This window comes from Stenotrophomonas sp. Ste96 (assembly GCF_024519495.1).
GTDB lineage: Bacteria > Pseudomonadota > Gammaproteobacteria > Xanthomonadales > Xanthomonadaceae > Stenotrophomonas > Stenotrophomonas bentonitica_A.
Window position 1 is genome coordinate 447,458 of sequence record NZ_JALJRX010000003.1, and the last position, 22,538, is coordinate 469,995.

33 protein-coding genes are annotated in these 22,538 nt (G+C 64.3%); 31 read left to right on the top strand and 2 right to left on the bottom strand.

Annotated elements, in window-relative coordinates:
• The first annotated feature begins 390 nt into the window (after nt 1–390).
• The 29 genes from rpsJ (at nt 391) to OC373_RS11500 (ending at nt 15,690) form a co-directional block, all read left to right on the top strand.
• Nucleotides 391–702 (top strand): 30S ribosomal protein S10, encoded by a 312-nt coding sequence (gene rpsJ / locus OC373_RS11360; protein ID WP_010341589.1) that lies wholly within the window; start codon nt 391–393, stop codon nt 700–702.
• An 11-nt stretch (nt 703–713) separates the two neighbouring features.
• Nucleotides 714–1,364, top strand: a complete 651-nt coding sequence (gene rplC / locus OC373_RS11365) for a 50S ribosomal protein L3 (RefSeq protein ID WP_019186145.1) — start codon at nt 714–716, stop codon at nt 1,362–1,364.
• 12 nt (nt 1,365–1,376) lie between these two features.
• Nucleotides 1,377–1,982, top strand: a complete 606-nt coding sequence (gene rplD, locus OC373_RS11370) for a 50S ribosomal protein L4 (RefSeq protein ID WP_019186146.1) — start codon at nt 1,377–1,379, stop codon at nt 1,980–1,982.
• Nucleotides 1,979–2,278, top strand: coding sequence for a 50S ribosomal protein L23 (gene rplW / locus OC373_RS11375; protein WP_019186147.1), 300 nt, complete (start codon nt 1,979–1,981; stop codon nt 2,276–2,278). Before rplD ends, rplW begins: the two co-directional genes overlap by 4 nt.
• A gap of 10 nt (nt 2,279–2,288) precedes the next feature.
• A complete protein-coding gene (gene rplB / locus OC373_RS11380) occupies nt 2,289–3,116 on the top strand; it encodes a 50S ribosomal protein L2 (protein WP_017355408.1) in 828 nt (275 codons plus the stop codon).
• A 6-nt stretch (nt 3,117–3,122) separates the two neighbouring features.
• The gene (gene rpsS / locus OC373_RS11385; RefSeq protein ID WP_019186148.1) at nt 3,123–3,392 is read left to right on the top strand and encodes a 30S ribosomal protein S19; all 270 of its coding nucleotides are present in this window, start codon (nt 3,123–3,125) and stop codon (nt 3,390–3,392) included.
• A 12-nt stretch (nt 3,393–3,404) separates the two neighbouring features.
• Complete coding sequence (rplV, locus tag OC373_RS11390; protein WP_017355410.1) at nt 3,405–3,740, top strand: 50S ribosomal protein L22; 336 nt, start codon at nt 3,405–3,407, stop codon at nt 3,738–3,740.
• Between the two features lie 17 nt (nt 3,741–3,757).
• Complete coding sequence (rpsC, locus tag OC373_RS11395; protein ID WP_019186149.1) at nt 3,758–4,492, top strand: 30S ribosomal protein S3; 735 nt, start codon at nt 3,758–3,760, stop codon at nt 4,490–4,492.
• A 5-nt stretch (nt 4,493–4,497) separates the two neighbouring features.
• Nucleotides 4,498–4,911: a 50S ribosomal protein L16 gene (gene rplP, locus OC373_RS11400; protein WP_019186150.1), complete on the top strand. Its 414-nt coding sequence runs from the start codon at nt 4,498–4,500 to the stop codon at nt 4,909–4,911.
• Entirely contained in the window at nt 4,911–5,096 is a 186-nt protein-coding gene (gene rpmC, locus OC373_RS11405) for a 50S ribosomal protein L29 (protein WP_019186151.1), read from the top strand. Before rplP ends, rpmC begins: the two co-directional genes overlap by 1 nt.
• Before the next feature lie 11 nt (nt 5,097–5,107).
• The gene (gene rpsQ, locus OC373_RS11410; RefSeq protein ID WP_019186152.1) at nt 5,108–5,377 is read left to right on the top strand and encodes a 30S ribosomal protein S17; all 270 of its coding nucleotides are present in this window, start codon (nt 5,108–5,110) and stop codon (nt 5,375–5,377) included.
• A 13-nt stretch (nt 5,378–5,390) separates the two neighbouring features.
• Complete coding sequence (gene rplN / locus OC373_RS11415; protein ID WP_019186153.1) at nt 5,391–5,759, top strand: 50S ribosomal protein L14; 369 nt, start codon at nt 5,391–5,393, stop codon at nt 5,757–5,759.
• 16 nt (nt 5,760–5,775) lie between these two features.
• On the top strand, nt 5,776–6,093 hold the full coding sequence (rplX, locus tag OC373_RS11420; RefSeq protein ID WP_017355416.1) for a 50S ribosomal protein L24: 318 nt from the start codon (nt 5,776–5,778) through the stop codon (nt 6,091–6,093).
• 11 nt (nt 6,094–6,104) lie between these two features.
• Nucleotides 6,105–6,647 carry a 50S ribosomal protein L5 gene (gene rplE, locus OC373_RS11425; protein ID WP_019186154.1) on the top strand — a complete coding sequence of 181 codons (543 nt, stop codon included), beginning with the start codon at nt 6,105–6,107 and terminating at the stop codon, nt 6,645–6,647.
• Between the two features lie 18 nt (nt 6,648–6,665).
• Entirely contained in the window at nt 6,666–6,971 is a 306-nt protein-coding gene (gene rpsN, locus OC373_RS11430) for a 30S ribosomal protein S14 (protein WP_019186155.1), read from the top strand.
• 263 nt (nt 6,972–7,234) lie between these two features.
• Nucleotides 7,235–7,633 carry a 30S ribosomal protein S8 gene (gene rpsH, locus OC373_RS11435; RefSeq protein ID WP_019186156.1) on the top strand — a complete coding sequence of 133 codons (399 nt, stop codon included), beginning with the start codon at nt 7,235–7,237 and terminating at the stop codon, nt 7,631–7,633.
• Between the two features lie 18 nt (nt 7,634–7,651).
• Nucleotides 7,652–8,179, top strand: a complete 528-nt coding sequence (gene rplF / locus OC373_RS11440) for a 50S ribosomal protein L6 (RefSeq protein ID WP_070426689.1) — start codon at nt 7,652–7,654, stop codon at nt 8,177–8,179.
• Nucleotides 8,180–8,210: 31 nt separating this feature from the next.
• Nucleotides 8,211–8,564: a 50S ribosomal protein L18 gene (gene rplR / locus OC373_RS11445; RefSeq protein ID WP_019186158.1), complete on the top strand. Its 354-nt coding sequence runs from the start codon at nt 8,211–8,213 to the stop codon at nt 8,562–8,564.
• A gap of 158 nt (nt 8,565–8,722) precedes the next feature.
• Nucleotides 8,723–9,262: a 30S ribosomal protein S5 gene (gene rpsE, locus OC373_RS11450; protein ID WP_019186159.1), complete on the top strand. Its 540-nt coding sequence runs from the start codon at nt 8,723–8,725 to the stop codon at nt 9,260–9,262.
• Nucleotides 9,255–9,446, top strand: a complete 192-nt coding sequence (gene rpmD / locus OC373_RS11455) for a 50S ribosomal protein L30 (RefSeq protein WP_019186160.1) — start codon at nt 9,255–9,257, stop codon at nt 9,444–9,446. Before rpsE ends, rpmD begins: the two co-directional genes overlap by 8 nt.
• 4 nt (nt 9,447–9,450) lie before the next feature.
• Nucleotides 9,451–9,894 carry a 50S ribosomal protein L15 gene (rplO, locus tag OC373_RS11460; protein WP_019186161.1) on the top strand — a complete coding sequence of 148 codons (444 nt, stop codon included), beginning with the start codon at nt 9,451–9,453 and terminating at the stop codon, nt 9,892–9,894.
• 3 nt (nt 9,895–9,897) lie between these two features.
• Complete coding sequence (gene secY, locus OC373_RS11465) at nt 9,898–11,253, top strand: preprotein translocase subunit SecY (RefSeq protein WP_019186162.1); 1,356 nt, start codon at nt 9,898–9,900, stop codon at nt 11,251–11,253.
• A 345-nt stretch (nt 11,254–11,598) separates the two neighbouring features.
• Complete coding sequence (rpsM, locus tag OC373_RS11470) at nt 11,599–11,955, top strand: 30S ribosomal protein S13 (RefSeq protein ID WP_019186163.1); 357 nt, start codon at nt 11,599–11,601, stop codon at nt 11,953–11,955.
• A 12-nt stretch (nt 11,956–11,967) separates the two neighbouring features.
• Nucleotides 11,968–12,357 (top strand): 30S ribosomal protein S11, encoded by a 390-nt coding sequence (gene rpsK / locus OC373_RS11475; RefSeq protein WP_017355427.1) that lies wholly within the window; start codon nt 11,968–11,970, stop codon nt 12,355–12,357.
• A gap of 14 nt (nt 12,358–12,371) precedes the next feature.
• A complete protein-coding gene (gene rpsD, locus OC373_RS11480; RefSeq protein ID WP_019186164.1) occupies nt 12,372–13,001 on the top strand; it encodes a 30S ribosomal protein S4 in 630 nt (209 codons plus the stop codon).
• A gap of 54 nt (nt 13,002–13,055) precedes the next feature.
• On the top strand, nt 13,056–14,054 hold the full coding sequence (gene rpoA, locus OC373_RS11485) for a DNA-directed RNA polymerase subunit alpha (RefSeq protein ID WP_019186165.1): 999 nt from the start codon (nt 13,056–13,058) through the stop codon (nt 14,052–14,054).
• Between the two features lie 201 nt (nt 14,055–14,255).
• Nucleotides 14,256–14,642: a 50S ribosomal protein L17 gene (rplQ, locus tag OC373_RS11490; RefSeq protein WP_019186166.1), complete on the top strand. Its 387-nt coding sequence runs from the start codon at nt 14,256–14,258 to the stop codon at nt 14,640–14,642.
• Nucleotides 14,643–14,709: 67 nt separating this feature from the next.
• Nucleotides 14,710–14,877 (top strand): hypothetical protein, encoded by a 168-nt coding sequence (locus OC373_RS11495; protein ID WP_261997712.1) that lies wholly within the window; start codon nt 14,710–14,712, stop codon nt 14,875–14,877.
• Between the two features lie 303 nt (nt 14,878–15,180).
• Nucleotides 15,181–15,690, top strand: coding sequence for a disulfide bond formation protein B (locus OC373_RS11500; RefSeq protein ID WP_019186167.1), 510 nt, complete (start codon nt 15,181–15,183; stop codon nt 15,688–15,690).
• Between the two features lie 111 nt (nt 15,691–15,801).
• Here OC373_RS11500 and OC373_RS11505 read toward each other — a convergent pair whose 3' ends face one another.
• The gene (locus OC373_RS11505; RefSeq protein WP_261997713.1) at nt 15,802–17,928 is read right to left on the bottom strand and encodes a TonB-dependent receptor; all 2,127 of its coding nucleotides are present in this window, start codon (nt 17,926–17,928) and stop codon (nt 15,802–15,804) included.
• A gap of 212 nt (nt 17,929–18,140) precedes the next feature.
• Between OC373_RS11505 and OC373_RS11510 the strand changes: the two genes are divergently transcribed.
• Nucleotides 18,141–19,532 (top strand): 3-deoxy-7-phosphoheptulonate synthase class II, encoded by a 1,392-nt coding sequence (locus OC373_RS11510; protein ID WP_261997714.1) that lies wholly within the window; start codon nt 18,141–18,143, stop codon nt 19,530–19,532.
• Nucleotides 19,533–19,642: 110 nt separating this feature from the next.
• Entirely contained in the window at nt 19,643–20,782 is a 1,140-nt protein-coding gene (locus OC373_RS11515) for a mechanosensitive ion channel family protein (RefSeq protein ID WP_261997754.1), read from the top strand.
• An 86-nt stretch (nt 20,783–20,868) separates the two neighbouring features.
• Here OC373_RS11515 and OC373_RS11520 read toward each other — a convergent pair whose 3' ends face one another.
• On the bottom strand, nt 20,869–22,491 hold the full coding sequence (locus tag OC373_RS11520; protein ID WP_070426692.1) for an amidase: 1,623 nt from the start codon (nt 22,489–22,491) through the stop codon (nt 20,869–20,871).
• Between the last annotated feature and the right edge of the window lie 47 nt (nt 22,492–22,538).

The window sequence follows — 22,538 nt, forward strand, 5'->3', positions numbered from 1 at the left end:
ATCCGTGAAGGCGGTCGTACCGTCGGCGCCGGCGTGGTCTCCAAGATCCTCGAGTAATCTGCTAGAATCTGCGCCCCGATGTTGCCTGGGTAGGGCATCGGGGCGTAATTAAATGGGAAAAGAGGCGCAGGATGCACCTCGTGTTCCCCAGACCAGGAAGGGTCGCGCCATTCAGGCTTTGTCAACAGTGACCCTGTTGACTGCCAACTTGTATGCGCGCTATACTTTTTGTCTGGGCAGATCGGGAAACCGGTCTGCCTCGATTTTTGAGGTCTACGGAAAGATCTTGTCGCCGCGCAGGAATGTGCGGCGTCTGCATTCAGGATATTCATGGGACAAGGCAACCCAGAGGCCTTGTCCGTCGCTCTTTTAACGAAGGAACCCACCGTCATGGCGGACCAAAAGATCCGGATTCGGCTGAAGGCGTTCGATCATCGTTTGATCGACCGTTCGGCCAGCGAGATCGTAGAAACGGCAAAGCGGACCGGCGCGCAAGTGCGTGGCCCGATCCCCCTGCCGACCAAGATCGAGCGTTACACCATTCTCGTCTCCCCGCACGTCGACAAAGACGCGCGTGACCAGTACGAGACCCGCACGCACAAGCGCGTGCTCGATATCGTTGACCCGAACGACAAGACCGTGGACGCGCTGATGAAGCTCGAACTGGCTGCCGGCGTCGACGTTCAGATCAAGCTGACCTGAGGACTACGACCATGACGAAGAAATATTCGTTGGGCTTCGTGGGCCGCAAGGCTGGCATGAGCCGCGTGTTCACCGAAGATGGCCAGGCCATCCCGGTAACCCTGATTGAAGCCACCCCGAACCGCATCGCGCAGATCAAGACCGTCGAAGCTGACGGCTACAGCGCCGTGCAGGTGACCGTCGGCGCGCGTCGCGCTGCCCTGGTCAACAAGCCGGAAGCCGGTCACTTCGCCAAGGCGAAGGTCGACGCGGGCCGTGGCCTGTGGGAATTCCGCGTTGAAGACGCGCAGCTCGGCGATTTCGCCGTCGGCGGCGAAGTCAAGGCGGACATCTTTGAAGTTGGCCAGAAGGTCGACGTCCAGGGTGTCACCAAGGGTAAGGGCTTCCAGGGCACCATCAAGCGCTACAACTTCCGTATGGGCGATGCAACCCACGGTAACTCGCTGTCGCATCGCGCGCCGGGTTCCTTGGGCCAGCGCCAGACCCCGGGTCGCGTTTTCCCGGGTAAGAAGATGTCCGGCCACATGGGTTCGGTGCAGCAGAGCACCCAGAACCTGGAAGTGGTGAAGGTCGATGTCGAGCGTGGTCTGATCGCGATCCGTGGTGCCGTTCCGGGCGCAGCGGGTGGTGACGTGATCGTTCGTCCGGCTAGCAAGGCATAAGGAGAGATGACGATGGAACTCGTTATCACGGGTAGCAACAACAAGGTCTCGGTCTCCGATGCCGTGTTCGGTCGCGATTTCAGCGAAGATCTGGTTCACCAGGTCGTCGTTGCTTACCGCAACGCCGGTCGCGCCGGCACCAAGGCACAGAAGACTCGCTCTGAAGTGGCTGGTACCACCAAGAAGTCGAAGAAGCAGAAGGGCGGCGGCGCGCGTCATGGCGCACTGACGGCTCCGATCTTCATCGGCGGCGGTGTCACCTTCGCGGCCAAGCCGCGCAGCTTCGAGCAGAAGGTCAACCGTAAGCAGTACCGTGCAGCCATGTGCGCGATCCTGTCCGAGCTGAACCGCCAGGGCCGTCTGACGATCGTGGAGTCCTTCGATGTCGAAGCGACCAACACCAAGTCGTTGATCGCCAAGCTGGCCGGCCTGGAAGTGGGCAAGCGTCCGCTGATCGTCACCGAAGATGCTTCCGAGCACCTGTACCTGTCGGCCCGCAACATTCCCTACGTGGAAGTGCGTGACGTGCAGGGCCTGGACCCGGTGTCGCTGGTCGGTGCCGACACGGTCGTCATCACCGCTGATGCGGTCAAGAAGGTCGAGGAGTGGCTGGCATGAGCAGCAACGAAAAAGTCTTCAGCGTGCTGCGCGCTCCGCGAGTCTCCGAAAAGACCGCGCGCCTGCAGGAACATTCCAACCAGTATGTCTTCGAAGTTTCGAACGAAGCCACCAAGGCCGATGTAAAGGCCGCGGTCGAGCAGCTGTTCGACGTCAAGGTCGAGTCGGTCAACGTGCTGAACGTGAAGGGCAAGAACAAGTCCTTCCGTAACCGCACCGGCCGCCGCGGCGATTGGCGCAAGGCGTACGTGCGTCTCGCCGATGGCCAGTCCATCGATGTAACGGCCAAGGCCTGAGGTCCATCCCATGCCATTGATGAAATTCAAACCCACTTCTCCCGGCCGCCGTTCGGCCGTGCGCGTGGTCACGCCCGATCTGCACAAGGGCGCGCCGCATGCCGCGCTGCTGGAACCGCAGAGCAAGTCCGGTGGTCGTAACCACCACGGCCGCATCACCACCCGTCACGTGGGTGGTGGTCACAAGCAGCACTACCGTGTCATCGACTTCAAGCGCAACAAGGAAGGCATTCCGGCGCGCGTGGAACGCATCGAATACGATCCGAACCGCACCGCCCATATCGCCCTGCTGTGCTACGTCGACGGCGAACGCCGCTACATCATCGCACCGAAGGGCCTGAAGGCCGGTGACCAGGTGATCGCGGGTTCGGATGCGCCGATCAAGACCGGCAACACCCTGCCGCTGCGCAACATCCCGGTCGGTACCACTGTCCACGGCATCGAACTGAAGCCGGGCAAGGGTGCACAGATCGCGCGTGCCGCCGGCGCTGCCGTGCAGCTCGTCGCTCGTGAAGGCATCTACGCCACCCTGCGCCTGCGCTCGGGTGAAATGCGCAAGGTGCCGGTCGAGTGCCGCGCCACCATCGGTGAAGTCGGTAACGACGAACACAACCTGGAAAAGCTGGGCAAGGCTGGCGCCAAGCGCTGGCGTGGTGTCCGCCCGACCGTTCGTGGTGCTGCCATGAACCCGGTTGACCATCCGCACGGTGGTGGTGAGGCGAAGGCCGGCCAGGGCAACCCGCATCCGGTCACCCCGTGGGGTGTCCCGACCAAGGGTTACAAGACGCGCCATAACAAGCGCACCCAGCAATTCATCGTCCGCGATCGTAGGGGCTAATCGACCATGGCACGTTCACTCAAGAAGGGCCCGTTTGTCGATCACCACCTCATCAAGAAGGTGGAAGCCGCTGCGGGTAGCAAGAAGCCGATCAAGACCTGGTCGCGCCGTTCGATGATCCTGCCGGAAATGGTAGGCGTCACCATCGCCGTTCATAACGGTAAGAACCACGTTCCGGTGCTCGTCAACGAGAACATGGTCGGCCACAAGCTCGGCGAATTTGCCATCACCCGGACCTTCAAGGGTCACGGTGGTGACAAGAAGTCGGGCAAGTAAGGAGAGATGACAATGGAAGCGAAAGCAATCCTGCGCTCCGCGCGCATCTCTGCGCAGAAAGCCCGCCTGGTCGCTGACCAGGTGCGTGGCCTGCCGGCCGAGCGTGCGGTCAACCTGCTGAAGTTCTCGGACAAGAAGGCTGCCCACCTGATCAAGAAGGTGGTGGAGTCGGCTATTGCAAACGCCGAGAACAACCAGGGCGCCGACGTCGACGAGCTGAAGGTACAGACCATCATGGTAGATGAAGGTCCGACCCTGAAGCGTTTCATGGCGCGGGCGAAAGGCCGCGGCACCCGCATCCTCAAGCGCACCAGCCACATCACTGTGGTTGTGGGCGCCGGCAAGTAAGCGGAAAGGAAAACACCATGGGTCATAAAGTTCATCCGATTGGTATCCGCCTCGGCATTTCCAAGGACTGGAACTCCAAGTGGTACGCCAACAAGGCCGAGTTCGCTGGTTATCTGGCAGCCGACCTGAAGGTGCGGGACATGCTGCGCAAGAAGCTTGCGCAGGCCGGCATCAGCAAGATCCTGATCGAGCGTCCGGCAAAGACCGCTCGCGTGACGATCCACACCGCCCGTCCGGGCGTGGTGATCGGCAAGCGCGGTGAGGACATCGAGAAGCTGCGCAAGGAAGTGAGCGAAATGATGGGCGTCCCGGCGCACATCAACGTCACCGAAGTGCGTAAACCCGAGCTGGACGCACAGCTGGTTGCCGAGTCGATCGCGCAGCAGCTGGAGCGTCGCATCATGTTCCGCCGCGCGATGAAGCGCTCGGTCGGCAACGCGATGCGCCTCGGTGCCCTGGGCATCAAGGTCAACGTCGGTGGCCGCTTGAACGGCGCGGAAATCGCCCGTTCGGAGTGGTACCGCGAAGGCCGCGTGCCGCTGCATACGCTGCGTGCCGACATCGACTATGGCTTCGCTGAAGCCAAGACGACCTACGGCATCATCGGCATCAAGGTCTGGATCTACAAGGGCGAAGTCTTCGATTTCTCCCAGGTTGGCCAGGAAAAGCAGGACGACTCCCCGCGCAACGATCGTAACGATCGCGGCGACCGCGGTGACCGTCCGTCGCGCCCGGCTCGTGAAGCGAGGTAACGACAATGTTGCAACCCAAGCGAACCAAATACCGCAAGGTACACAAGGGCCGTAACGATGGTCTGAGCTGGAGCGGCAACGCCGTCAGCTTCGGCGAGTACGGCCTGAAGGCAACCGCTCATGGTCAGCTGACCGCGCGTCAGATCGAAGCGGCCCGCCGCTCGATCAGCCGCTACGTCAAGCGCGGCGGCAAGATGTGGATCCGAGTGTTCCCCGACAAGCCGATCACCAAGAAGCCCATCGAAGTCCGAATGGGTTCTGGTAAGGGCAACGTGGAGTACTGGGTAGCCCAGATCCAGCCCGGCCGCATGATCTATGAAATCGAAGGCGTCGCAGAAGACGTGGCACGTGAGGCGTTCCGCCTGGCTGCCGCCAAGCTCTCCGTGACCACCACTTTCGTGACCCGGACGGTGCTCTGATGGATATCAAACAACTTCGCGAAAAGTCGGCTGACGACCTGAAGAGCCACCTGATCGACCTGCGTAAGGAGCAGTTCTCGCTCCGTATGCAGCAGGTCACTGGCCAGCTGCCGAAGACCCACGAAACCCGCCGGGTTCGTCGCGAGATCGCTCGCGTCAAGACCCTGCTCGGCAGCACCAAGTAAGGATGGCCGCGATGAGCGATAACAACGACAGCAAGACGCTGCGCACGGTCGAAGGCCGTGTCGTCAGCAACAAGATGGACAAGACGGTCACCGTGTTGGTGGAGCGCCTGGTCAAGCACGCCCTGTACGGCAAGTACATCAAGCGTTCGACCAAGCTGCACGCACACGACGCCGACAACACCTGCAACGAAGGTGATGTCGTGCGCGTGGCCGAGATTGCTCCGATGTCCAAGACCAAGAACTGGCGCGTGGTGGAAGTCATCACGCGTGCGGCTGAATAAGGAGATCTGAATCATGATCCAGATGCAGAGCTACCTCGACGCCGCGGACAACTCCGGTGCCAAGGAACTGATGTGCATCAAGGTGCTGGGTGGTTCCAAGCGCCGTTATGCCCACATCGGCGACATCATCAAGGTCACCGTGAAGGACGCAATCCCGCGCGGCAAAGTCAAGAAGGGTGAAGTGTATGACGCCGTCGTGGTGCGTACCCGCAAGGGTGTGCGTCGCGCCGACGGCTCGCTGATCCGTTTCGACGGCAACGCCGCGGTCCTGCTCAACAACAAGCAAGAGCCGATCGGCACCCGCATCTTCGGACCGGTGACCCGTGAACTTCGTTCCGAGAAGTTCATGAAGATCGTCTCGCTCGCTCCCGAAGTTCTGTGAGCGCCAGGAGATAATCATGGCTAACCGTATCAAGAAGGGCGACCAGGTCGTCGTCAACACCGGCAAGGACAAGGGCAAGCAGGGCGAAGTCGTCCGCGTCGACGGCGATCGTGTGATCGTCGCCAACGTGAACATCGTCAAGCGCCACACCAAGCCGAACCCGCAGGCAGGCGTTGCCGGCGGCGTGGTCGAGCGTGAAGCGTCGATCCATATCTCCAACGTGAATGTGCTGAACCCGGCTTCGGGCAAGGGCGAGCGCGTTGGCTTCAAGGTGCTGGAGGATGGACGCAAACTGCGTGTGTTCCGCTCCAGCGGTGAGGCGCTCGACGCCTGAGGAATGAGCTGATGAATTCCCGTCTCGAAAAGTTTTACAAGGAAGAAGTGGTGCCGGCGCTGATGAAGCAGTTCGGCTACACCAATCCGATGCAGGTTCCGAAGCTGGTCAAGGTCACCCTGAACATGGGTGTCGGCGAAGCAGCCACGAACAAGAAGATCCTGGAAAATGCCGTCGCCGATATGGCCAAGGTCTCCGGTCAGAAGCCGATCGTGACCAAGTCCCGCGTCTCGGTGGCATCGTTCAAGATCCGCGATGGTTGGCCGATCGGCTGCAAGACCACGCTGCGTCGTGAAAAGATGTACGAGTTCATGGACCGTCTGATCAACATCTCGTTGCCGCGCGTGCGCGACTTCCGTGGTGTCTCGGGTCGTTCCTTCGACGGTCGCGGCAACTTCAACATGGGTGTGAAGGAACAGATCATCTTCCCGGAAATCGACTTCGACGCTGTCGACGCGATCCGCGGCATGGATATCGCCATCACCACCACCGCCAAGACCGATGCGGAAGCGAAGGCGCTGCTCGCAGCGTTCAAGTTCCCGTTCCGTAACTGATACGTCGAGGAATCCGAAATGGCAAAGACCTCCATGGTCAACCGCGACCTCAAGCGTGCGAAGCTGGCCGTCAAGTACGCCGGCAAGCGTGAAGAGCTGAAGAAGATCATCTCCAGCACGACCGCGTCGTACGACGAAAAGGCCGAGGCCGTCATCAAGCTGCAGAAGCTGCCGCGCGACTCGTCGCCGAGCCGTCACCGCAACCGTTGCGAGCTCTCGGGCCGCCCGCGTGGCGTGTACAGCAAGTTCGGCCTGGGCCGTAACAAGCTGCGTGAAGCCACCATGCGTGGCGACGTGCCGGGCCTGCGCAAGGCCAGCTGGTAAGGGATTCGTCCCTTCCACTGCCGCGCGCCTTCACGGCACGGGGCAGGGGAGAGGGGTCGGTTTTCCGGCCCTGATCCCGGATTAAGGGAGCCCGACGCAAGTCGGGCTCTTTTTGCCGTATACTCCCGCGTCTTGCTCCGTCACGGGGGCTGGCGTAGAGCGGGCCGTTGGTCCGCTGAACAGGCAACAAGGGCCCTGGCCCATCCCAGGTAGACACAAGATTTTCGCGAAAGCGGATATCGGTGCACTCAAAGGTATCGACTATGAGCATGACTGATCCCATCGCCGATCTGCTGGTACGCATCAAGAATGCGGCCGCGGTTGGCAAGCAGACGGTGAAAGCACCGTCGTCCAAGATCAAGGTGGCAATCGCAGAGGTGTTGAAGGCCGAAGGCTACATCACCGATCTGCGCGTGACCAAGATCGAGAACAACAAGGCCGAGCTTGAAATCGTCCTGAAGTATTTCGAAGGCAAGCCGGTCATCGAGACCCTGAAGCGCTTCTCGCGTTCGGGTCTGCGCCAGTACCGTGGCAAGTCCGAGCTGCCGAAGGTCCTCAACGGCCTGGGTATCTCCATCATCTCCACCTCCAAGGGCATCATGACTGATGCGCAGGCGCGCCAGTTGGGCGTCGGCGGCGAAGTCCTGTGCTTCGTGGCCTAAGGCGAGAAGGAAACAACTATGTCCCGCGTAGCCAAGAAGCCAGTCAACCTGCCCAAGGGCGTTGAACTGAACATCCAGCCGGAATCCGTCAGCGTGAAGGGCCCGAAGGGCACCCTGTCGCTTACCAAGGTTGCTGGCGTTGAAATCACTGTCGACAACGGCGTTGCCACCCTGGCCGCCAACGATGCCTCGCTGGTCGCCCTCACCGGCACCGTGCGCGCCATCCTGGCCAACATGGTCCACGGCGTGACCGAAGGCTTCGAGCGCAAGCTCGAGCTGGTCGGCGTCGGTTACCGTGCCGCCATGCAGGGCAAGGACCTGAACCTGTCGCTCGGGTTCTCGCATCCGGTCCTGTTCGTGGCGCCGGAAGGCATCACCATTTCGACCCCGACCCAGACCGAAGTGCTGGTCCAGGGCACCGACAAGCAGCGCGTTGGCGAAGTTGCCGCCAAGATCCGTGGCTTCCGTCCGCCGGAGCCCTACAAGGGCAAGGGTGTGAAGTACGCCGGCGAAGTCATCATTCGTAAGGAAGCCAAGAAGGCGTAACTCACGCCCTCAGCTTTCAAGGAAAAAGATCATGAACAAGAACATCGCTCGTCTGCGTCGTGCCAAGTCGACCCGTGCCCACATCCGTGTGCTCGGCGTGCCGCGTCTGTCGGTGCTGCGCACCGGTCAGCACCTGTACGCCCAGGTCTTCACCGCCGACGGCTCCAAGGTGCTGGCAGCTGCCAACACCACCCAGGCCGACGTCAAGGAAGGCCTGAAGAACGGCAAGAACAGCGACGCCGCCGCCAAGGTTGGCAAGCTGGTCGCCGAGCGCGCCAAGGCTGCGGGCATCGAGAAGGTCGCTTTCGACCGCTCGGGCTACCGCTACCACGGCCGCATCAAGGCACTGGCTGATGCAGCCCGCGAAGGCGGCCTGCAGTTCTAAGGGATAAGGAAGCGGGGCTGGTCCCCGCTTCCGCCTGCCTGCCGGCGCGGGTTGCGCCGGGCGACGTCCTTCTTCTGCAGGGGCGCTCGAATCACCGCTCCATCTCACAGCTATAAGCGGCCCTGAGCCGTACATACTCAATCAATCAAGGAATCAACATGGCAGAAGAACGTCAGCAGCGGGGTCGCGATCGCGATCGCCGCGAAGAGAAAGTCGACGACGGCATGATCGAAAAGCTGGTCGCGGTCAACCGCGTCAGCAAGACCGTCAAGGGCGGCCGCCAGTTCACCTTCACCGCACTGACCGTGGTCGGTGACGGCGCAGGCAAGGTCGGCTTCGGTTACGGCAAGGCGCGTGAAGTGCCGGTCGCGATCCAGAAGTCGATGGAACAGGCTCGCAAGAACCTGGCCACCGTCGATCTGAACAACGGCACCCTGTGGCACCCGGTGAAGTCCGGCCACGGCGCAGCCCGCGTGTTCATGATGCCGGCCTCCGAAGGTACCGGTGTGATTGCCGGTGGTGCCATGCGCGCCGTCCTGGAAGCCGTTGGCGTCAAGAACGTGCTGGCCAAGGCCGTCGGTTCGCGTAACCCGATCAACCTGGTTCGCGCCACGCTGAAGGGTCTGACCGAAATGCAGTCGCCGGTCCGCATCGCGGCCAAGCGCGGCAAGAAGGTGGAGGATCTCAACCATGGCTAATGAAACCGTCAAGACCGTCAAGGTCCGCCTGGTGGCTGGCCTGCGTGGCACCCAGTCGCGTCACCGCCTGTCGGTGCGTGCCCTGGGCCTGAACAAGCTCAACGATGTGCGTGAACTGAAGGACAGCCCGCAGGTTCGCGGCCTGATCAACAAGGTCCACTACCTCGTCAAGGTTGAGGAATAATCCAATGACCATGCATCTGAATGAATTGAGCCCGGCACCGGGCGCTCGCAAAGAGCGCACCCGCGTCGGTCGTGGTATCGGCTCCGGCCTGGGCAAGACCTGCGGCCGCGGCCACAAGGGTTCGTTCGCCCGTAAGGGTGGCGGCAAGATCAAGGCAGGCTTCGAAGGCGGCCAGACCCCCATGCAGCGTCGTCTGCCGAAGGTCGGCTTCCGTTCCAAGATCGCCAAGGACACCGCTGAAGTGCTGTCCTACCAGCTGGAACGCCTGGAAGCCGGCGAGATCGACTTTGCCGCGCTGCGCGCTGCCAAGCTGGTCCCGAGCACCGCCAAGCGTGCCAAGATCGTCATGAAGGGTGACCTGACCAAGGCCTTCACCCTGAAGGGCGTCGCTGCAACGGCCAGTGCCAAGGCCGCGATCGAAGCTGCCGGCGGCAGCGTACAGGAGTAAGACATGGCGCAAGCTGGCATTGGTAACCTCGGCGGCGGGCTCGGCAAGTTCACGGAACTCCGCCAGCGCCTGCTGTTCGTCATCGGGGCATTGATCGTCTACCGCATCGGCTGTTATGTGCCGGTGCCTGGCGTCAATCCCGATGCCATGCTTGCGCTCATGCAGGCGCAGGGCGGCGGCATCGTGGACATGTTCAACATGTTCTCGGGCGGCGCCCTGCACCGTTTCAGCATTTTCGCGCTGAACGTGATGCCGTACATCTCGGCATCCATCGTGATGCAGCTGGCGGTCCACATCTTCCCGGCATTGAAATCGATGCAGAAGGAAGGTGAATCGGGTCGTCGCAAGATCACCCAATATTCCCGCATCGGCGCCGTGTTGCTGGCGGTGGTGCAGGGCGGCAGCATCGCGCTGGCGCTGCAGAACCAGGTCTCCCCGGGCGGTGCCCCGGTCGTCTACGCACCGGGCATGGGCTTCGTGCTCACCGCCATCGTCGCGCTGACCGCCGGTACCATCTTCCTGATGTGGGTCGGTGAGCAGGTCACCGAGCGCGGCATCGGCAACGGTGTGTCGCTGATCATCTTCGCCGGCATCGTGGCCGGCCTGCCGGGCGCGGTCATCCACACCGTGGAAGCCTACCGCGACGGCAACATGAGCTTCATCGCCCTGCTGCTGATCGTGCTGGTGGTGCTGGCCTTCACCTACTTCGTGGTGTTCGTCGAGCGCGGCCAACGCCGCATCACGGTGAACTACGCACGTCGCCAGGGCGGCCGCAACGCGTACATGAACCAGACCTCGTTCCTGCCGCTGAAGCTGAACATGGCGGGCGTGATCCCGGCCATCTTCGCCTCGAGCATCCTGGCGTTCCCGACGACGCTGGCGATGTGGTCCGGCCAGGCCAGCTCGGCCACGTGGCTGCAGAAGGTCGCCAACGCCCTCGGGCCGGGCGAGCCGCTGCACATGATCGTGTTCGCTGCGCTGATCAGTGGCTTTGCGTTCTTCTACACCGCGCTGGTGTTCAACTCGCAGGAAACCGCCGACAACCTGAAGAAGTCGGGCGCGCTGATTCCGGGCATCCGTCCGGGCAAGGCCACCGCCGACTACGTGGATGCCGTGCTGACCCGCCTGACGGCTGCCGGTTCGCTGTACCTGGTGATTGTCTGCCTGCTGCCGGAAATCCTGCGCACCCAGCTGGGCGCCTCGTTCTACTTCGGCGGCACCTCGCTGCTGATCGTGGTGGTGGTGGTGATGGACTTCATCGCCCAGATCCAGGCGCACCTGATGTCGCACCAGTATGAGAGCCTGTTGAAGAAGGCCAACCTGAAGGGCGGCAACCGCGGCGGTTTTGCCCGCGGCTGATTGACCTGTTACACTAGTCTTCTTGTTGTGAAGGCCCTCCGGTTCCCGGACTGGCCTTCCAAATCGAAGGGCGGCCCCTGCAGCGGTTTCGGGTGGGGGTGTGATGTGGTGGTCCCGCGCGGGAGTAGCGCGGGCGGCGGCGAGGGCAACCTCTGCAGTCAACGACATCCGGCGCCGGAGCATGGGCACACTCCCCACGCCGGGTCCATGGAACCTCAAGGTTCCACGGGCTTCCCAGTAAACCGAGACCTTGATAGAATCGCTAGTTCACTTTTTTGATCCATCCTGCCGGATTGGCGCGCCCATGGTGCGCTGTCGGCCATCACTCAGCTGGAGAACCGCGTCATGGCGCGTATTGCAGGCGTCAACCTGCCAGCCCAGAAGCACGTCTGGGTCGGGTTGCAAAGCATTTACGGCATCGGCCGTACCCGTTCGAAGAAGGTCTGCGACGCCGCAGGCGTGACCTCGACCACCAAGATCCGCGATCTGTCGGAGCCGGAAATCGAGCGTCTGCGTCTCGAAGTCGGCAAGTACATCGTGGAAGGCGATCTGCGCCGTGAAATCGGTATCGCGATCAAGCGCCTGATGGACCTGGGCTGCTACCGCGGTCTGCGTCACCGTCGCGGTCTGCCGCTTCGTGGCCAGCGCACCCGTACCAACGCCCGCACCCGCAAGGGCCCGCGCAAGGCGATCAGGAAGTAAGGGACCTAAGAAATGGCTAAGCCCGTCGCTAAGACCAAGAAGAAGATCAAGCGCGTCGTCACTGACGGCGTCGCCCACGTCCATGCTTCTTTCAACAACACCATCGTGACCATCACCGACCGTCAGGGCAACGCTCTGTCGTGGGCGACCTCCGGTGGCGCTGGCTTCCGCGGTTCGCGTAAGTCCACCCCGTTCGCTGCCCAGGTGGCTGCCGAGAAGGCCGGCCGTGCCGCGCTCGACTACGGCGTCAAGTCCCTGGAAGTCCGCATCAAGGGCCCGGGTCCGGGTCGTGAGTCGGCCGTGCGCTCGCTGAACAACGTGGGCTACAAGATCACCAACATCATCGACGTGACGCCAATCCCGCACAACGGGTGCCGTCCGCCGAAGAAGCGTCGCGTCTAAAGGAGCGATAAGAAATGGCTCGTTATATCGGTCCTACCTGTAAGCTCGCCCGCCGCGAAGGCGCCGACCTTTCCCTCAAGAGCCCGGCCCGTGCGCTGGACTCCAAGTGCAAGCTGGAGCAGAAGCCCGGCCAGCACGGCGCCACTGCCCGTAAGGGCAAGCTGTCCGACTACGCTACCCAGCTGCGCGAAAAGCAGAAGGTCAAGCGTATCTACGGTCTGCTGGAGCGTCAGTTCCGCAACTACTACAAGAAGGCCTCGACCAAGAAGGGCAACACCGGCGAGAACCTGCTGCAGTTGCTGGAAACCCGTCTGGACAACGTCGTCTATCGCATGGGCTTCGCTGTGACCCGTCCGGCTGCCCGTCAGCTGGTTTCGCACCGCGGCGTCACCGTGAACGGCAAGTCGGTCAACCTGGCTTCGTACCAGGTCAAGGCTGGCGACGCCGTCGCTCTGTCCGAGAAGGCTGCCAAGCAGCTGCGCGTTCAGGAAGCCCTGACCGTGTCTGCCACGCATGACCTGCGTCCGTCGTGGGTTGAAGTTGATTCCGGCAAGTTCGCCGGCATCTTCAAGGCCGTGCCGGATCGTTCGGACCTGCCTGCGGATATCAACGAAGCGCTGATCGTCGAGTTGTATTCGAAGTAATTCACATTGGAGAACCTCCGGGTCACACCGGAGGTTCGCAGGAGAACCCGCAACATGACGGTTACCGCCAACCAGGTTCTGCGTCCTCGCGGTCCGCAGATCGAACGCCTTACCGATACCCGCGCCAAGGTCGTCATCGAACCCTTGGAGCGTGGTTACGGGCATACGCTGGGCAACGCCCTGCGTCGCGTGCTGCTGTCGTCCATCCCGGGCTTCGCCATCACGGAAGTCGAAATCGATGGCGTACTGCACGAGTACACCACGCTCGAAGGCTTGCAGGAGGACGTGCTGGAAGTCCTGCTCAACCTGAAGGACGTGGCCATCCGCATGCATACCGGTGACAACGCTACGTTGTCGCTGTCCAAGCAGGGTCCGGGTGTCGTGACCGCTGCTGATATCAAGCTGGACCACAACGTCGAAGTCCTCAACAACGACCATATCATTTGCCACCTGACCAAGGACACGGCAATCAATATGCGTCTGAAGATCGAGCGTGGTTTCGGCTACCAGCCGGCGGCCGCGCGTCGTCGTCCGGATGAAGAAACCCGTGCCATCGGCCGTCTGGTCCTGGACGCTTCGTTCTCGCCGGTCCGTCGCGTCGCCTATTCGGTGGAAGCGGCCCGCGTTGAACAGCGTACCGATCTGGACAAGCTGGTGCTGGACATCGAAACCAACGGCACGATCGATGCCGAGGAAGCCGTGCGCACTGCCGCCGACATCCTCAGCGATCAGCTGTCGGTCTTCGGTGACTTCACCCACCGCGACCGCGGTGCGGCCAAGCCGGCCAACAATGGCGTGGATCCGGTGCTGCTGCGCCCGATCGACGACCTGGAACTGACCGTGCGTTCGGCCAACTGCCTCAAGGCAGAGAGCATCTATTACATCGGCGATCTGATCCAGAAGACCGAAGTGGAGCTGCTCAAGACCCCGAACCTCGGCAAGAAGTCGCTGACCGAGATCAAGGAAGTCCTCGCACAGCGCGGCCTTTCGCTCGGCATGAAGCTGGAGAACTGGCCGCCGGCCGGTGTCGCCCAGCACGGCATGCTCGGCTGATCCAGCGCTACGCAAGATGCTTTACCCCGCACCTTCGGGTGCGGGGGCTTCACCGGCAACACCCCGCACCGACAGGTCGATAGCCTGCGGTGACGGCCAGCCAGGACGGCTGGCACCGGACCATCCGCAGTCCAAGCAGCAACGCCAGGATGGCGACAGCGATACCCAACCGATCCAACATTCACTTCAGGAATCACCGTCATGCGTCATATGAAGTCCGGTCGCAAGTTCAACCGCACCAGCGCCCATCGCGAAGCAATGTTCAAGAACATGGCCGCGTCGCTGTTCAAGCACGAGCTGATCAAGACCACCCTGCCCAAGGCCAAGGAACTGCGCCGCGTTGCCGAGCCGCTGATCACCCTGGCCAAGGTCGACTCCGTCGCCAACCGTCGTCTGGCGTTCGCTCGCCTGCGCGACAACGAAGCCGTCGGCAATCTGTTCACCACCCTGGGCCCGCGTTACGCGAACCGTCCGGGCGGTTACCTGCGTCTGCTGAAGTGCGGTTTCCGCGCTGGCGACAATGCGCCGATGGCCTACGTGGAGCTGGTCGATCGTCCGGCCGCTGTGGCTGAAGCCGTCGAAGAGTAATCTTCGAGCTGTACCTGTTATTCGGTGAAGAACCCGGCCTTGTGCCGGGTTTTTCCGTTTCTGGGGGTTGGATCATCGCGACGGCGACGGCGACGGCGACGGCGACGGCGACGGCGACGGCGACCGCAACGGCAACGGCAACCGCAACGGCAACGGCAACCGCAACCGGAACCGCATGGTGCCGCGAGCGATGCGGGGGGCGTCGGCGCGGGTGGGTTGGAGGGACACGCCGTGAATCCGTCCATGGAGGCTCATGTCGCGCCATCCATGGCGCTCATGGTCCCGCCAACCCACCCGCGCCAACGCCTGCACATATGGTCGGTGCGCATGGGGGTGAAGCGGAGCATGCGCCTGTCTCGGTGCTTGGGTAGTGCCGGCCGCTGGCCGGCTCCTCGCACCGTCGCTACGTTCGGGTGGTTCGGCGTGCTGCACGGAACACGCTGTCCGGTCGGCTGCGCCGATGGTCGGCAGCTGCGCATGGACGTGGGCGGTCACGGCCCTGCTAATCTTGGCGCCTGGACTTTCACGAGTGTTGGCAATGAATCCATTGCGTTGGAGTTTCCGCGCCCAGTTCCTGCTGGGGTTCCTGGTCTGCGCGGCGCTGTTGGGGTATGCGATCTTCCTGCAGTTGAAGATGGGGCTGGAGCCGTGCCCGTTGTGCATCTTCCAGCGGATCGCGTTCGCGGCGCTGGGGCTGCTGTTCCTGATCGGGGCGCTGCACGGTCCGCGTGATCCGGCCGGGCGCAAGACGTATGGCGTGCTGGCCTTCATCGCGGCGGCTGTCGGTATCGGCATTGCCGGGCGCCACGTCTACGTGCAGTTGCTGCCGCAGGACATGGGCTCGAGCTGCGGGCCGCCGTTGAGCTTCCTCAGCGAGACGATGGGGCCGTTCGAGGTGTTCCGCACGGTGCTGACCGGTACCGGCAACTGCGGCAACATCGATTGGCAGTTCCTGGGACTGACGATGCCGATGTGGAGCCTGGTGTGGTTCGCGGCCTTGGCGCTGTGGGCGCTGGTGACGGCGTTCCGTGCGCGTCGGCGCCACTGAGGTCGCATCCGATCGTCTCCGGCCTGGCACGCGTTGCGCCGCCAGGTCGGAGGCTGCGGTCAGGTCGGGATGTTCCCGGCCTGATCCGGTCGCAAGGTGTCAGGGCACCGCTCAGAAGTCCTGCTGCAGGCTGAGGTAGGCGCCACGGCGCGGACCCCACTGCGGGGCGAAGACGCCGATCCCGCCGCCGTCGCGCAGCTGGTAGCTGCGGTCCAGTGCGTTGACCAGGGCCAGCTGTGCATGCAGCGGGTGGCCGCTGTCGGCGTTGAAGTCGTGGCCGGCACTGAGGTTGAGCTGGAAGTAGGCGGGGAGTTCGCCGCCGTTGGGCACGCCATCGGCGTCCGAGCGCAGGCCGCTGCCGAAGACGTAGTCGGCGCCAAGACGATTGTGGCCGGCGAAGGCGTAGCTGATGCCGCCGGAGGAGGTCAGTTTCTGGTCGTGGTCCAGATGGATCCAGTTGTCCTGGACATAGGCCAGCGCCTCCGGATCCAGGTTGTACTGGCCAGTGATGACCTGCTTGCCCATGGCCTTGTTGTAGGCCGCGTTGACGTAGGCGCTGAGCGGGCCATTGCTGTAGTCGGCGCTGAATTCCACCCCGTGGATATGCCCGTAGCGATAGTTGAAGGTCGAGTAGATGTAGGCGGCGCCGAACTGGCCTTCGTCCTGCAGCCGGTCGACCTTGCGGTCATAGGCGTCCAGGCCGAGGGTGAGGTGATCGCCGATCTGCTGGGAGACGCCGATGTCGAAGTAATCGCTGCGCTCGGACAGCGGGATCGTGCTGCCGCCGGCCGGTTGCTGGTTGGTGGTGCCCTCATAGAGGGCGATGTCGCTGCTGGCCACCAGTTCGCTGGCCGGCGGGGTGAAGTAGCGCGAGTAGCCGGCGTGCACGGTGGTGCTGTCGCTGGCGTTCCAGACCACGCCCAGGCGCGGGCTGAGCTGGCCCTCGGTGCCACCGAAGGCCTTGTAGCGGTCGCCGCGCAGGCCGTAGTTGATCGTCCAGTCCTCGCCCAGGCGCCATTCGTCCTGCAGGTAGACAGCCGTGGTGGTGGCGTTGAAGGCATTGGCGTCGAGGATGCGCAGCGGCGTCGTGCTGGCCTGCTGGCCGTCGGCATCGACCGGGAAGACCCAGGTGTCGCTGCCGGCGCGGGCGCGCTCGGCGTTGACGTACAGGCCATAGCGCAGCGTGTGGTTCTCACCCAGCGGCGTAGAGAAATCGGCCTGCACGCTGTTGGCGCGATTGCTGCGCTCCACCTGCGAGGCCGCGCCGTTGAAGATGAGGTCGCCGGCGAGGTCCGGGTCGAAGGACAGGTCGCTGTAGCGCTGGCCGGCCGAGACCTGGTAGGCGGTGTCGCCCACTGTTCCCTGCAGCACCAGCATGCCGAAGCGGGTGGTCTCGCGCTGGTTTTCGTCCAGCGCGGCCGAGTCGGCGTTCACCGTATCCAGGTAGCCGAACTGCGGGCTCTGGCCGGGGTTGACCGGAATCTGGAAGCGGTTGTTGGAGAAGCCGGCGAACAGGCTCAGGCGGGTGGCGTCATTGACCAGGTAGGTCAGGTCGGCGAACGCCTTGCCCTGGTGGGTGTCATCGTGGTCCGGCCGGCGCGAGGCGGTGGGATTCTCCATGCCGACCTGGTCCTGGTCGTAGTTGCCGGTCAGGTACCAGCTCCAGCGGCCCTGGCTGCCCCACCACGAGGCGTTGGGGTTGACCTTGCCGTAGGAGCCGGCGGTGAGGCCGGCGCTGCCGCCATTGCCCAGCTCGGCACCGCTGCGGGTGGTGATGTCGACCACGGCGGCGGTGCGCTCGCCAAACTGTGCCGGCAGGGCGCCATCCATCAGGCGGAGGCTCTTGATCGCGCGGGCGTCCAGGGTCTGGCCGAAGCCGGAGATCGATTCGGGCAGCAGCACGCCGTTGAGCCGGTACTGGAGGTTGGCGTGGTCGCCGCGCACGTGCACGCCGCCGTACGAGTCCTGGACCACGCCCGGTGCCTGCAGCAGCACCTGGTTCAACGGGGTGGAGGCGCCCAGTGGCAGGTTCTGGATGTCTTCGGCGGTGATCTGGTACTGGCTGCTGCCGATATCCGGCGACAGGGCGTTACGCGCCTGGTCGAGCTGGGCGCTGACGGTGACGGCATCCAGATCGGTGACGGCGGGGGTGGCGTTGGCAGGGGCGGCGGCGAGGGCGGGCAGGCCGGTCAAGGCCAGGGAAACAGCAATACCGGTAGCAAGCAGGGAGGGCTTCATGAGGATGGCTTGGCTGGGCAAAGGGGGAGGGGCCGGCCTGGCAAGTGTTACTCCATAACAAATCATGCGCCTGTCCGCGGCCGCTGGACCATGCGCGATCTGGCCGATCGCCGCGTCTGTTGACCGGTGTTCAGCCACGCAGGCCGGCCCAGCCCTTTGCGGCGGCGGCGCGCTCTGCGACCATGACCGGCCCCACACCCCGGAAGTCCGTGATGAGCCTGTCCGCCCCCCCCGTAGCCGATCCCGCCGCGACCGCCGTCGACGCTGCCTGGTCGCCGGAGAGCTGGCGTGGCAAGCCGGCGCTGCAGATGCCGACCTACCCGGACCCGCTGGCGCTGGATGCCTCGCTGCACGAGCTCAAGCGGCTGCCGCCGCTGGTGACCTCCTGGGAGATCCTGGCGCTCAAGCAGCAGCTGGCCGATGCCCAGGAAGGCAAGCGCTTCCTGCTGCAGGGCGGTGACTGCGCGGAGAACTTCAGCGACTGCGAATCCACCACCATCTCCAACCGGCTCAAGGTGCTGCTGCAGATGAGCCTGGTGCTGGTACACGGCATGCGCAAGCCGGTGATCCGGGTCGGGCGTTTCGCCGGGCAGTACGCCAAGCCGCGCTCGGCCGATACCGAAACCCGCGACGGCGTGACCCTGCCCAGCTACCGCGGCGACGTGATCAATGCGCCGGAATTCACCGAAGCTGCCCGTCTGCCGGACCCGCGCCGGATGCTGCAGGCGCATGCGCATTCGGCGATGACGATGAACTTCGTGCGGGCGCTGATCGATGGCGGCTTCGCCGATCTGCACCACCCCGAGTACTGGAACCTGGAGTGGGTGCGGCATTCGCCGCTGGCCATCGATTACCAGAAGATGGTGTCCTCGATCGGCGACGCGGTGCGCTTCATGGAAACGCTGTCCGGCACGCAGGTGTACAACCTCAACCGGATCGACTTCTACACCTCGCACGAAGCGCTGCTGCTGCCCTACGAGCAGGCGCTGACCCGCCAGGTGCCGCGCCAGCAGGGTTGGTTGAACCTGAGCACGCACTACCCGTGGATCGGCATGCGCACCGCGGCGCTGGATGGCGCGCACGTGGAATACCTGCGTGGCGTGCGCAATCCGATCGCGATCAAGGTCGGCCCGTCGGTGCAGCCGGACCAGCTGCTGCGCCTGATCGATGTGCTCAACCCCGATGACGAACCGGGCCGCCTGAGCTTCATCCACCGGATGGGCGCGGCTCAGATCGCCGAGAAGCTGCCGCCGCTGTTGAATGCGGTCAAGCGCGATGGCCGGCGCGTGCTGTGGGTGTGCGATGCGATGCATGGCAATACCGAGAGCACCAGCAATGGCTACAAGACGCGCCGTTTCGACAATGTGCGTGGCGAGGTCGAGATGTCTTTCGATCTGCATGCCGCGGCCGGCACGCGGTTGGGCGGCGTGCACCTGGAGCTGACCGGGGAGGACGTGACCGAATGCACCGGCGGCGCCCGCGAGCTGACCGAACGCGACCTGGAGCGTGCCTACCGCTCCTCCGTCGATCCGCGCCTGAACTACGAGCAGTCGCTGGAGATCGCGATGGCGATCGTGCGTAAGCAGGCGCATTACGCCGACTGACCCGGGGGCGTGTCCTCGACACGCACCTTACATTTGTCTGATACCCCGGTCATGGTGGTACCGGTATCCTTTGGACTTCCTTGCGAAGAACACAGGAGCTTGCAGTGACCGTGGACTGGCAGCAGGCAGCGCTGTATCTATGGCCGATCTCGATCGCACTGGTGATCGGGATCACGGGCTGGTGGTTGCTGATGGCGTTGACGCGGCGCTTGAAAAACCGCGATTACCGCCGCGCCCGCATCGCGCGCGTGATCAGCCGGCCGCTGGCGTTCGCGCTGCCGCTGCTGCTGCTGATTCCCGCGCTGGAAGCCACGCCGCTGCACGGGCGTTGGCTGGACCAGTCACTGCGCCTGCTGCATATCGGCCTGACCGGCTGCTTCATCTGGCTGCTGGTGCGCGCGGTCGCTGCCGGCGAGCAGGCGATCCTGCGCGACCACCCGATGGAGGTGGCCGACAATCTCGAAGCGCGTCGCATCCAGACCCAGACCCGGGTGCTGAGCCGCGTGCTGATGGGCGCGATCATCCTGGTCGGCGTCTCGCTGATCCTGCTGACCTTCCCGATGGTGCGCCAGATCGGCACCGCGCTGCTGGCCTCGGCCGGCATCATCGGCCTGGTCGCCGGTATCGCGGCCAAGCCGGTGTTCGGCAACCTGATCGCCGGCCTGCAGATCGCCTTGACCCAGCCGATCCGGCTGGACGATGTGGTGATCGTGGAAGGTGAGTGGGGCCGGGTGGAGGAAATCAACAGCAGCTACGTGGTGGTGCGGATCTGGGATGCGCGGCGGATGGTGGTGCCCCTGACGTGGTTCATCGAGCACCCGTTCCAGAACTGGACACGGCGCAGTGCGGACCTGCTCGGCACTGCCTTCCTGTGGCTGGATTACACCGCGCCGATCCCGGCGATCCGCGTTGAACTGGAGCGGATCTGCAAAGGCGAGGCACTGTGGGACGGCCAGGTCTGCGTAACCCAGGTGACCGAAACCAGCGAGCGCACCCTGCAGGTGCGCCTGCTGGTGAGCGCGCGCAACTCCGGCGATGCATTCGATCTGCGCTGCATCGTGCGCGAGCGGATGCTCGATTTCCTGGCGCGCGAGCATCCGCAGGCGCTGCCGCGCACCCGTGCCGAGCTCAACCAGGAAGTGACGCCCACGCGCCGGCCGCGCTCGCAGCCGGCCGAGGATGTGCGTTCGCCCGGGGCCGAGGATGGTGAGCCGGCGATCCTGCCGGACCCCGGCGATGCATCCCGGTAGTGCCGGCCGCCGGCCGGCAAACGCATGGACCCTGTGCCGGGCGTACGTTATCGGGTAGGTACCGACCGTTGCTCGGTACACGCCCGTCAGGGCGCGACGCCGTTCGTCAGCAGACTGTCGGTCTGGAAGCGTGGTGGGCGGCGCGCCCGCGTGCGCTGCTCGTAGGCGTAGCCCAGTTCGATCAGGCGCGGTTCGCTCCACGCGGTGCCCATGAACAGCAGGCCCAGCGGCAGGCCATTCACGTGCGCCATCGGAACGGTCAGGCTCGGGTAGCCGGCCACGGCGGCAGCGCTGTAGCTCTCGCCCGGGAAGTCATCGCCACTGCCCGGCCGGATCGGCCAGGCCACGCCGGTGGTCGGGGCCACCAGCGCATCCAGTTTCTGCTCGCGCAGCACCGCATCGATGCCCTCGGGGCCGGCCAGGCGGCGTGCGTCACTGCGTGCGCGGATGTACGCCGGGGTGCCCGGCCCGCCCATGGTGGCGGCGGTTTCCATCAGGTCCTGGTCGAACAGCGCCAGCTCCTTGCCCGCGTGCTGCCGGTTCCAGGCGATCACGTCCTCCAGGCTGCGCACCGGGGCCTGGTAGGTGGTGAAGTAGCGCTGCAGCCCCGCCTTGAACTCGTGCATCAGCACGATGCGTTCGGCGTCCTGCCACTGGCCCTGGGTCGGCAGCTGCACCGGTACCACGGTGGCGCCGGCGTCGCGCAGCACGGCCACGGCATGCTGCAGGGCCGGGGCGATGCCCGGCTTCTGCATCAGGTCGCCATACAGCACGCCGACCCGCGCGCCGCGCAGGCCATCGGCGTTCAGGCGGGAGGTGTAGTCGTAGACCGCGCGCCCGGGCATGGTCGCGGTGGCCGGGTCGGCCTCGTCGCGGCCGGCCATGGCGGTCAGCAGGGCCGCCGCATCGGCGACGCTGCGCGCCATCGGGCCGGCGGTGTCCTGGCTGAAGGAGATCGGGAGAATGCCTTCCCGGCTGACCAGGCCGACGGTCGGTTTCAGCCCGACCACGCCGTTGACGGCGGCCGGGCAGACGATGCTGCCATCGGTTTCCGTTCCGATCGCCGCCACCGCCAGATTGGCCGACACCGCCACCGCGCTGCCGCTGCTGGAGCCGCAGGGGCTGTGGCTGAGCCGATACGGGTTGCGGGTCTGTCCGCCACGCGCGCTCCAGCCAGAGACCGATTGGCTGGAGCGGAAGTTGGCCCATTCGCTCAGGTTGGTCTTGCCCAGGATCAGCGCGCCGGCCGCGCGCAGCCGCTTGACCAGGAACGCATCGTCGGGGCGGAAGCCTTCCAGTGCGAGCGAGCCGGCAGTGGTACTCATGGGGCTGGCGCCGATGTTGTCCTTGAGCAGCACCGGGATGCCGTGCAGCGGGCCGCGGAGCTGGCCCCGGCGGCGCTCGGCATCCAGTTGGGCGGCCTCGCGCAGTGCGTCCGGATTGAGCTCGATGACCGCGCGCAGGCGCGGGCCGGCGCGGTCGAGGCGGGCGATGCGGTCCAGGTAGGCGCGGGCCAGGGTGACGCTGTCCAGCTCGCCGCTGGCCATGCGCGCCTGCAGATCGGCGATGTCGGCTTCGGCGTAGGCGAAGGGAATCGGCGCGCTGGTGGGCGGTGCCGCGGCAGGCGACTCACGGGCGTGCAGGGGCGCCGGGCCCGGGCTGCAGCCGGCCAGTGCGATGAGCATCAGTGATGTCAGTGTCAGGCGCATGCCTGTCCCCCCGAACCGGCCGACAGGCTAACCAGCACGGACGGCGC

Excerpts from the sequence above, each read along its gene's own strand:
- rplC (WP_019186145.1), top strand. The coding sequence starts at position 714 with ATGACGAAGAAATATTCGTTGGGCTTCGTGGGCCGCAAGGCTGGCATG.
- rpmC (WP_019186151.1), top strand. The coding sequence starts at position 4,911 with ATGGATATCAAACAACTTCGCGAAAAGTCGGCTGACGACCTGAAGAGC.
- OC373_RS11520 (WP_070426692.1), bottom strand. The coding sequence starts at position 22,491 with ATGCGCCTGACACTGACATCACTGATGCTCATCGCACTGGCCGGCTGC.
- rplF (WP_070426689.1), top strand. The coding sequence starts at position 7,652 with ATGTCCCGCGTAGCCAAGAAGCCAGTCAACCTGCCCAAGGGCGTTGAA.
- rplN (WP_019186153.1), top strand. The coding sequence starts at position 5,391 with ATGATCCAGATGCAGAGCTACCTCGACGCCGCGGACAACTCCGGTGCC.
- rplB (WP_017355408.1), top strand. The coding sequence starts at position 2,289 with ATGCCATTGATGAAATTCAAACCCACTTCTCCCGGCCGCCGTTCGGCC.
- rplX (WP_017355416.1), top strand. The coding sequence starts at position 5,776 with ATGGCTAACCGTATCAAGAAGGGCGACCAGGTCGTCGTCAACACCGGC.
- OC373_RS11500 (WP_019186167.1), top strand. The coding sequence starts at position 15,181 with ATGAATCCATTGCGTTGGAGTTTCCGCGCCCAGTTCCTGCTGGGGTTC.
- rplV (WP_017355410.1), top strand. The coding sequence starts at position 3,405 with ATGGAAGCGAAAGCAATCCTGCGCTCCGCGCGCATCTCTGCGCAGAAA.
- rplD (WP_019186146.1), top strand. The coding sequence starts at position 1,377 with ATGGAACTCGTTATCACGGGTAGCAACAACAAGGTCTCGGTCTCCGAT.
- rpsJ (WP_010341589.1), top strand. The coding sequence starts at position 391 with ATGGCGGACCAAAAGATCCGGATTCGGCTGAAGGCGTTCGATCATCGT.
- rplQ (WP_019186166.1), top strand. The coding sequence starts at position 14,256 with ATGCGTCATATGAAGTCCGGTCGCAAGTTCAACCGCACCAGCGCCCAT.
- rpsH (WP_019186156.1), top strand. The coding sequence starts at position 7,235 with ATGAGCATGACTGATCCCATCGCCGATCTGCTGGTACGCATCAAGAAT.
- rpsN (WP_019186155.1), top strand. The coding sequence starts at position 6,666 with ATGGCAAAGACCTCCATGGTCAACCGCGACCTCAAGCGTGCGAAGCTG.
- rpsC (WP_019186149.1), top strand. The coding sequence starts at position 3,758 with ATGGGTCATAAAGTTCATCCGATTGGTATCCGCCTCGGCATTTCCAAG.
- rpsS (WP_019186148.1), top strand. The coding sequence starts at position 3,123 with ATGGCACGTTCACTCAAGAAGGGCCCGTTTGTCGATCACCACCTCATC.
- rpsE (WP_019186159.1), top strand. The coding sequence starts at position 8,723 with ATGGCAGAAGAACGTCAGCAGCGGGGTCGCGATCGCGATCGCCGCGAA.
- rpsD (WP_019186164.1), top strand. The coding sequence starts at position 12,372 with ATGGCTCGTTATATCGGTCCTACCTGTAAGCTCGCCCGCCGCGAAGGC.
- rpsM (WP_019186163.1), top strand. The coding sequence starts at position 11,599 with ATGGCGCGTATTGCAGGCGTCAACCTGCCAGCCCAGAAGCACGTCTGG.
- rpsK (WP_017355427.1), top strand. The coding sequence starts at position 11,968 with ATGGCTAAGCCCGTCGCTAAGACCAAGAAGAAGATCAAGCGCGTCGTC.
- rplR (WP_019186158.1), top strand. The coding sequence starts at position 8,211 with ATGAACAAGAACATCGCTCGTCTGCGTCGTGCCAAGTCGACCCGTGCC.
- rplP (WP_019186150.1), top strand. The coding sequence starts at position 4,498 with ATGTTGCAACCCAAGCGAACCAAATACCGCAAGGTACACAAGGGCCGT.
- rpmD (WP_019186160.1), top strand. The coding sequence starts at position 9,255 with ATGGCTAATGAAACCGTCAAGACCGTCAAGGTCCGCCTGGTGGCTGGC.
- OC373_RS11510 (WP_261997714.1), top strand. The coding sequence starts at position 18,141 with ATGAGCCTGTCCGCCCCCCCCGTAGCCGATCCCGCCGCGACCGCCGTC.
- rplO (WP_019186161.1), top strand. The coding sequence starts at position 9,451 with ATGACCATGCATCTGAATGAATTGAGCCCGGCACCGGGCGCTCGCAAA.
- rpsQ (WP_019186152.1), top strand. The coding sequence starts at position 5,108 with ATGAGCGATAACAACGACAGCAAGACGCTGCGCACGGTCGAAGGCCGT.
- secY (WP_019186162.1), top strand. The coding sequence starts at position 9,898 with ATGGCGCAAGCTGGCATTGGTAACCTCGGCGGCGGGCTCGGCAAGTTC.
- rplW (WP_019186147.1), top strand. The coding sequence starts at position 1,979 with ATGAGCAGCAACGAAAAAGTCTTCAGCGTGCTGCGCGCTCCGCGAGTC.
- rplE (WP_019186154.1), top strand. The coding sequence starts at position 6,105 with ATGAATTCCCGTCTCGAAAAGTTTTACAAGGAAGAAGTGGTGCCGGCG.
- rpoA (WP_019186165.1), top strand. The coding sequence starts at position 13,056 with ATGACGGTTACCGCCAACCAGGTTCTGCGTCCTCGCGGTCCGCAGATC.
- OC373_RS11505 (WP_261997713.1), bottom strand. The coding sequence starts at position 17,928 with ATGAAGCCCTCCCTGCTTGCTACCGGTATTGCTGTTTCCCTGGCCTTG.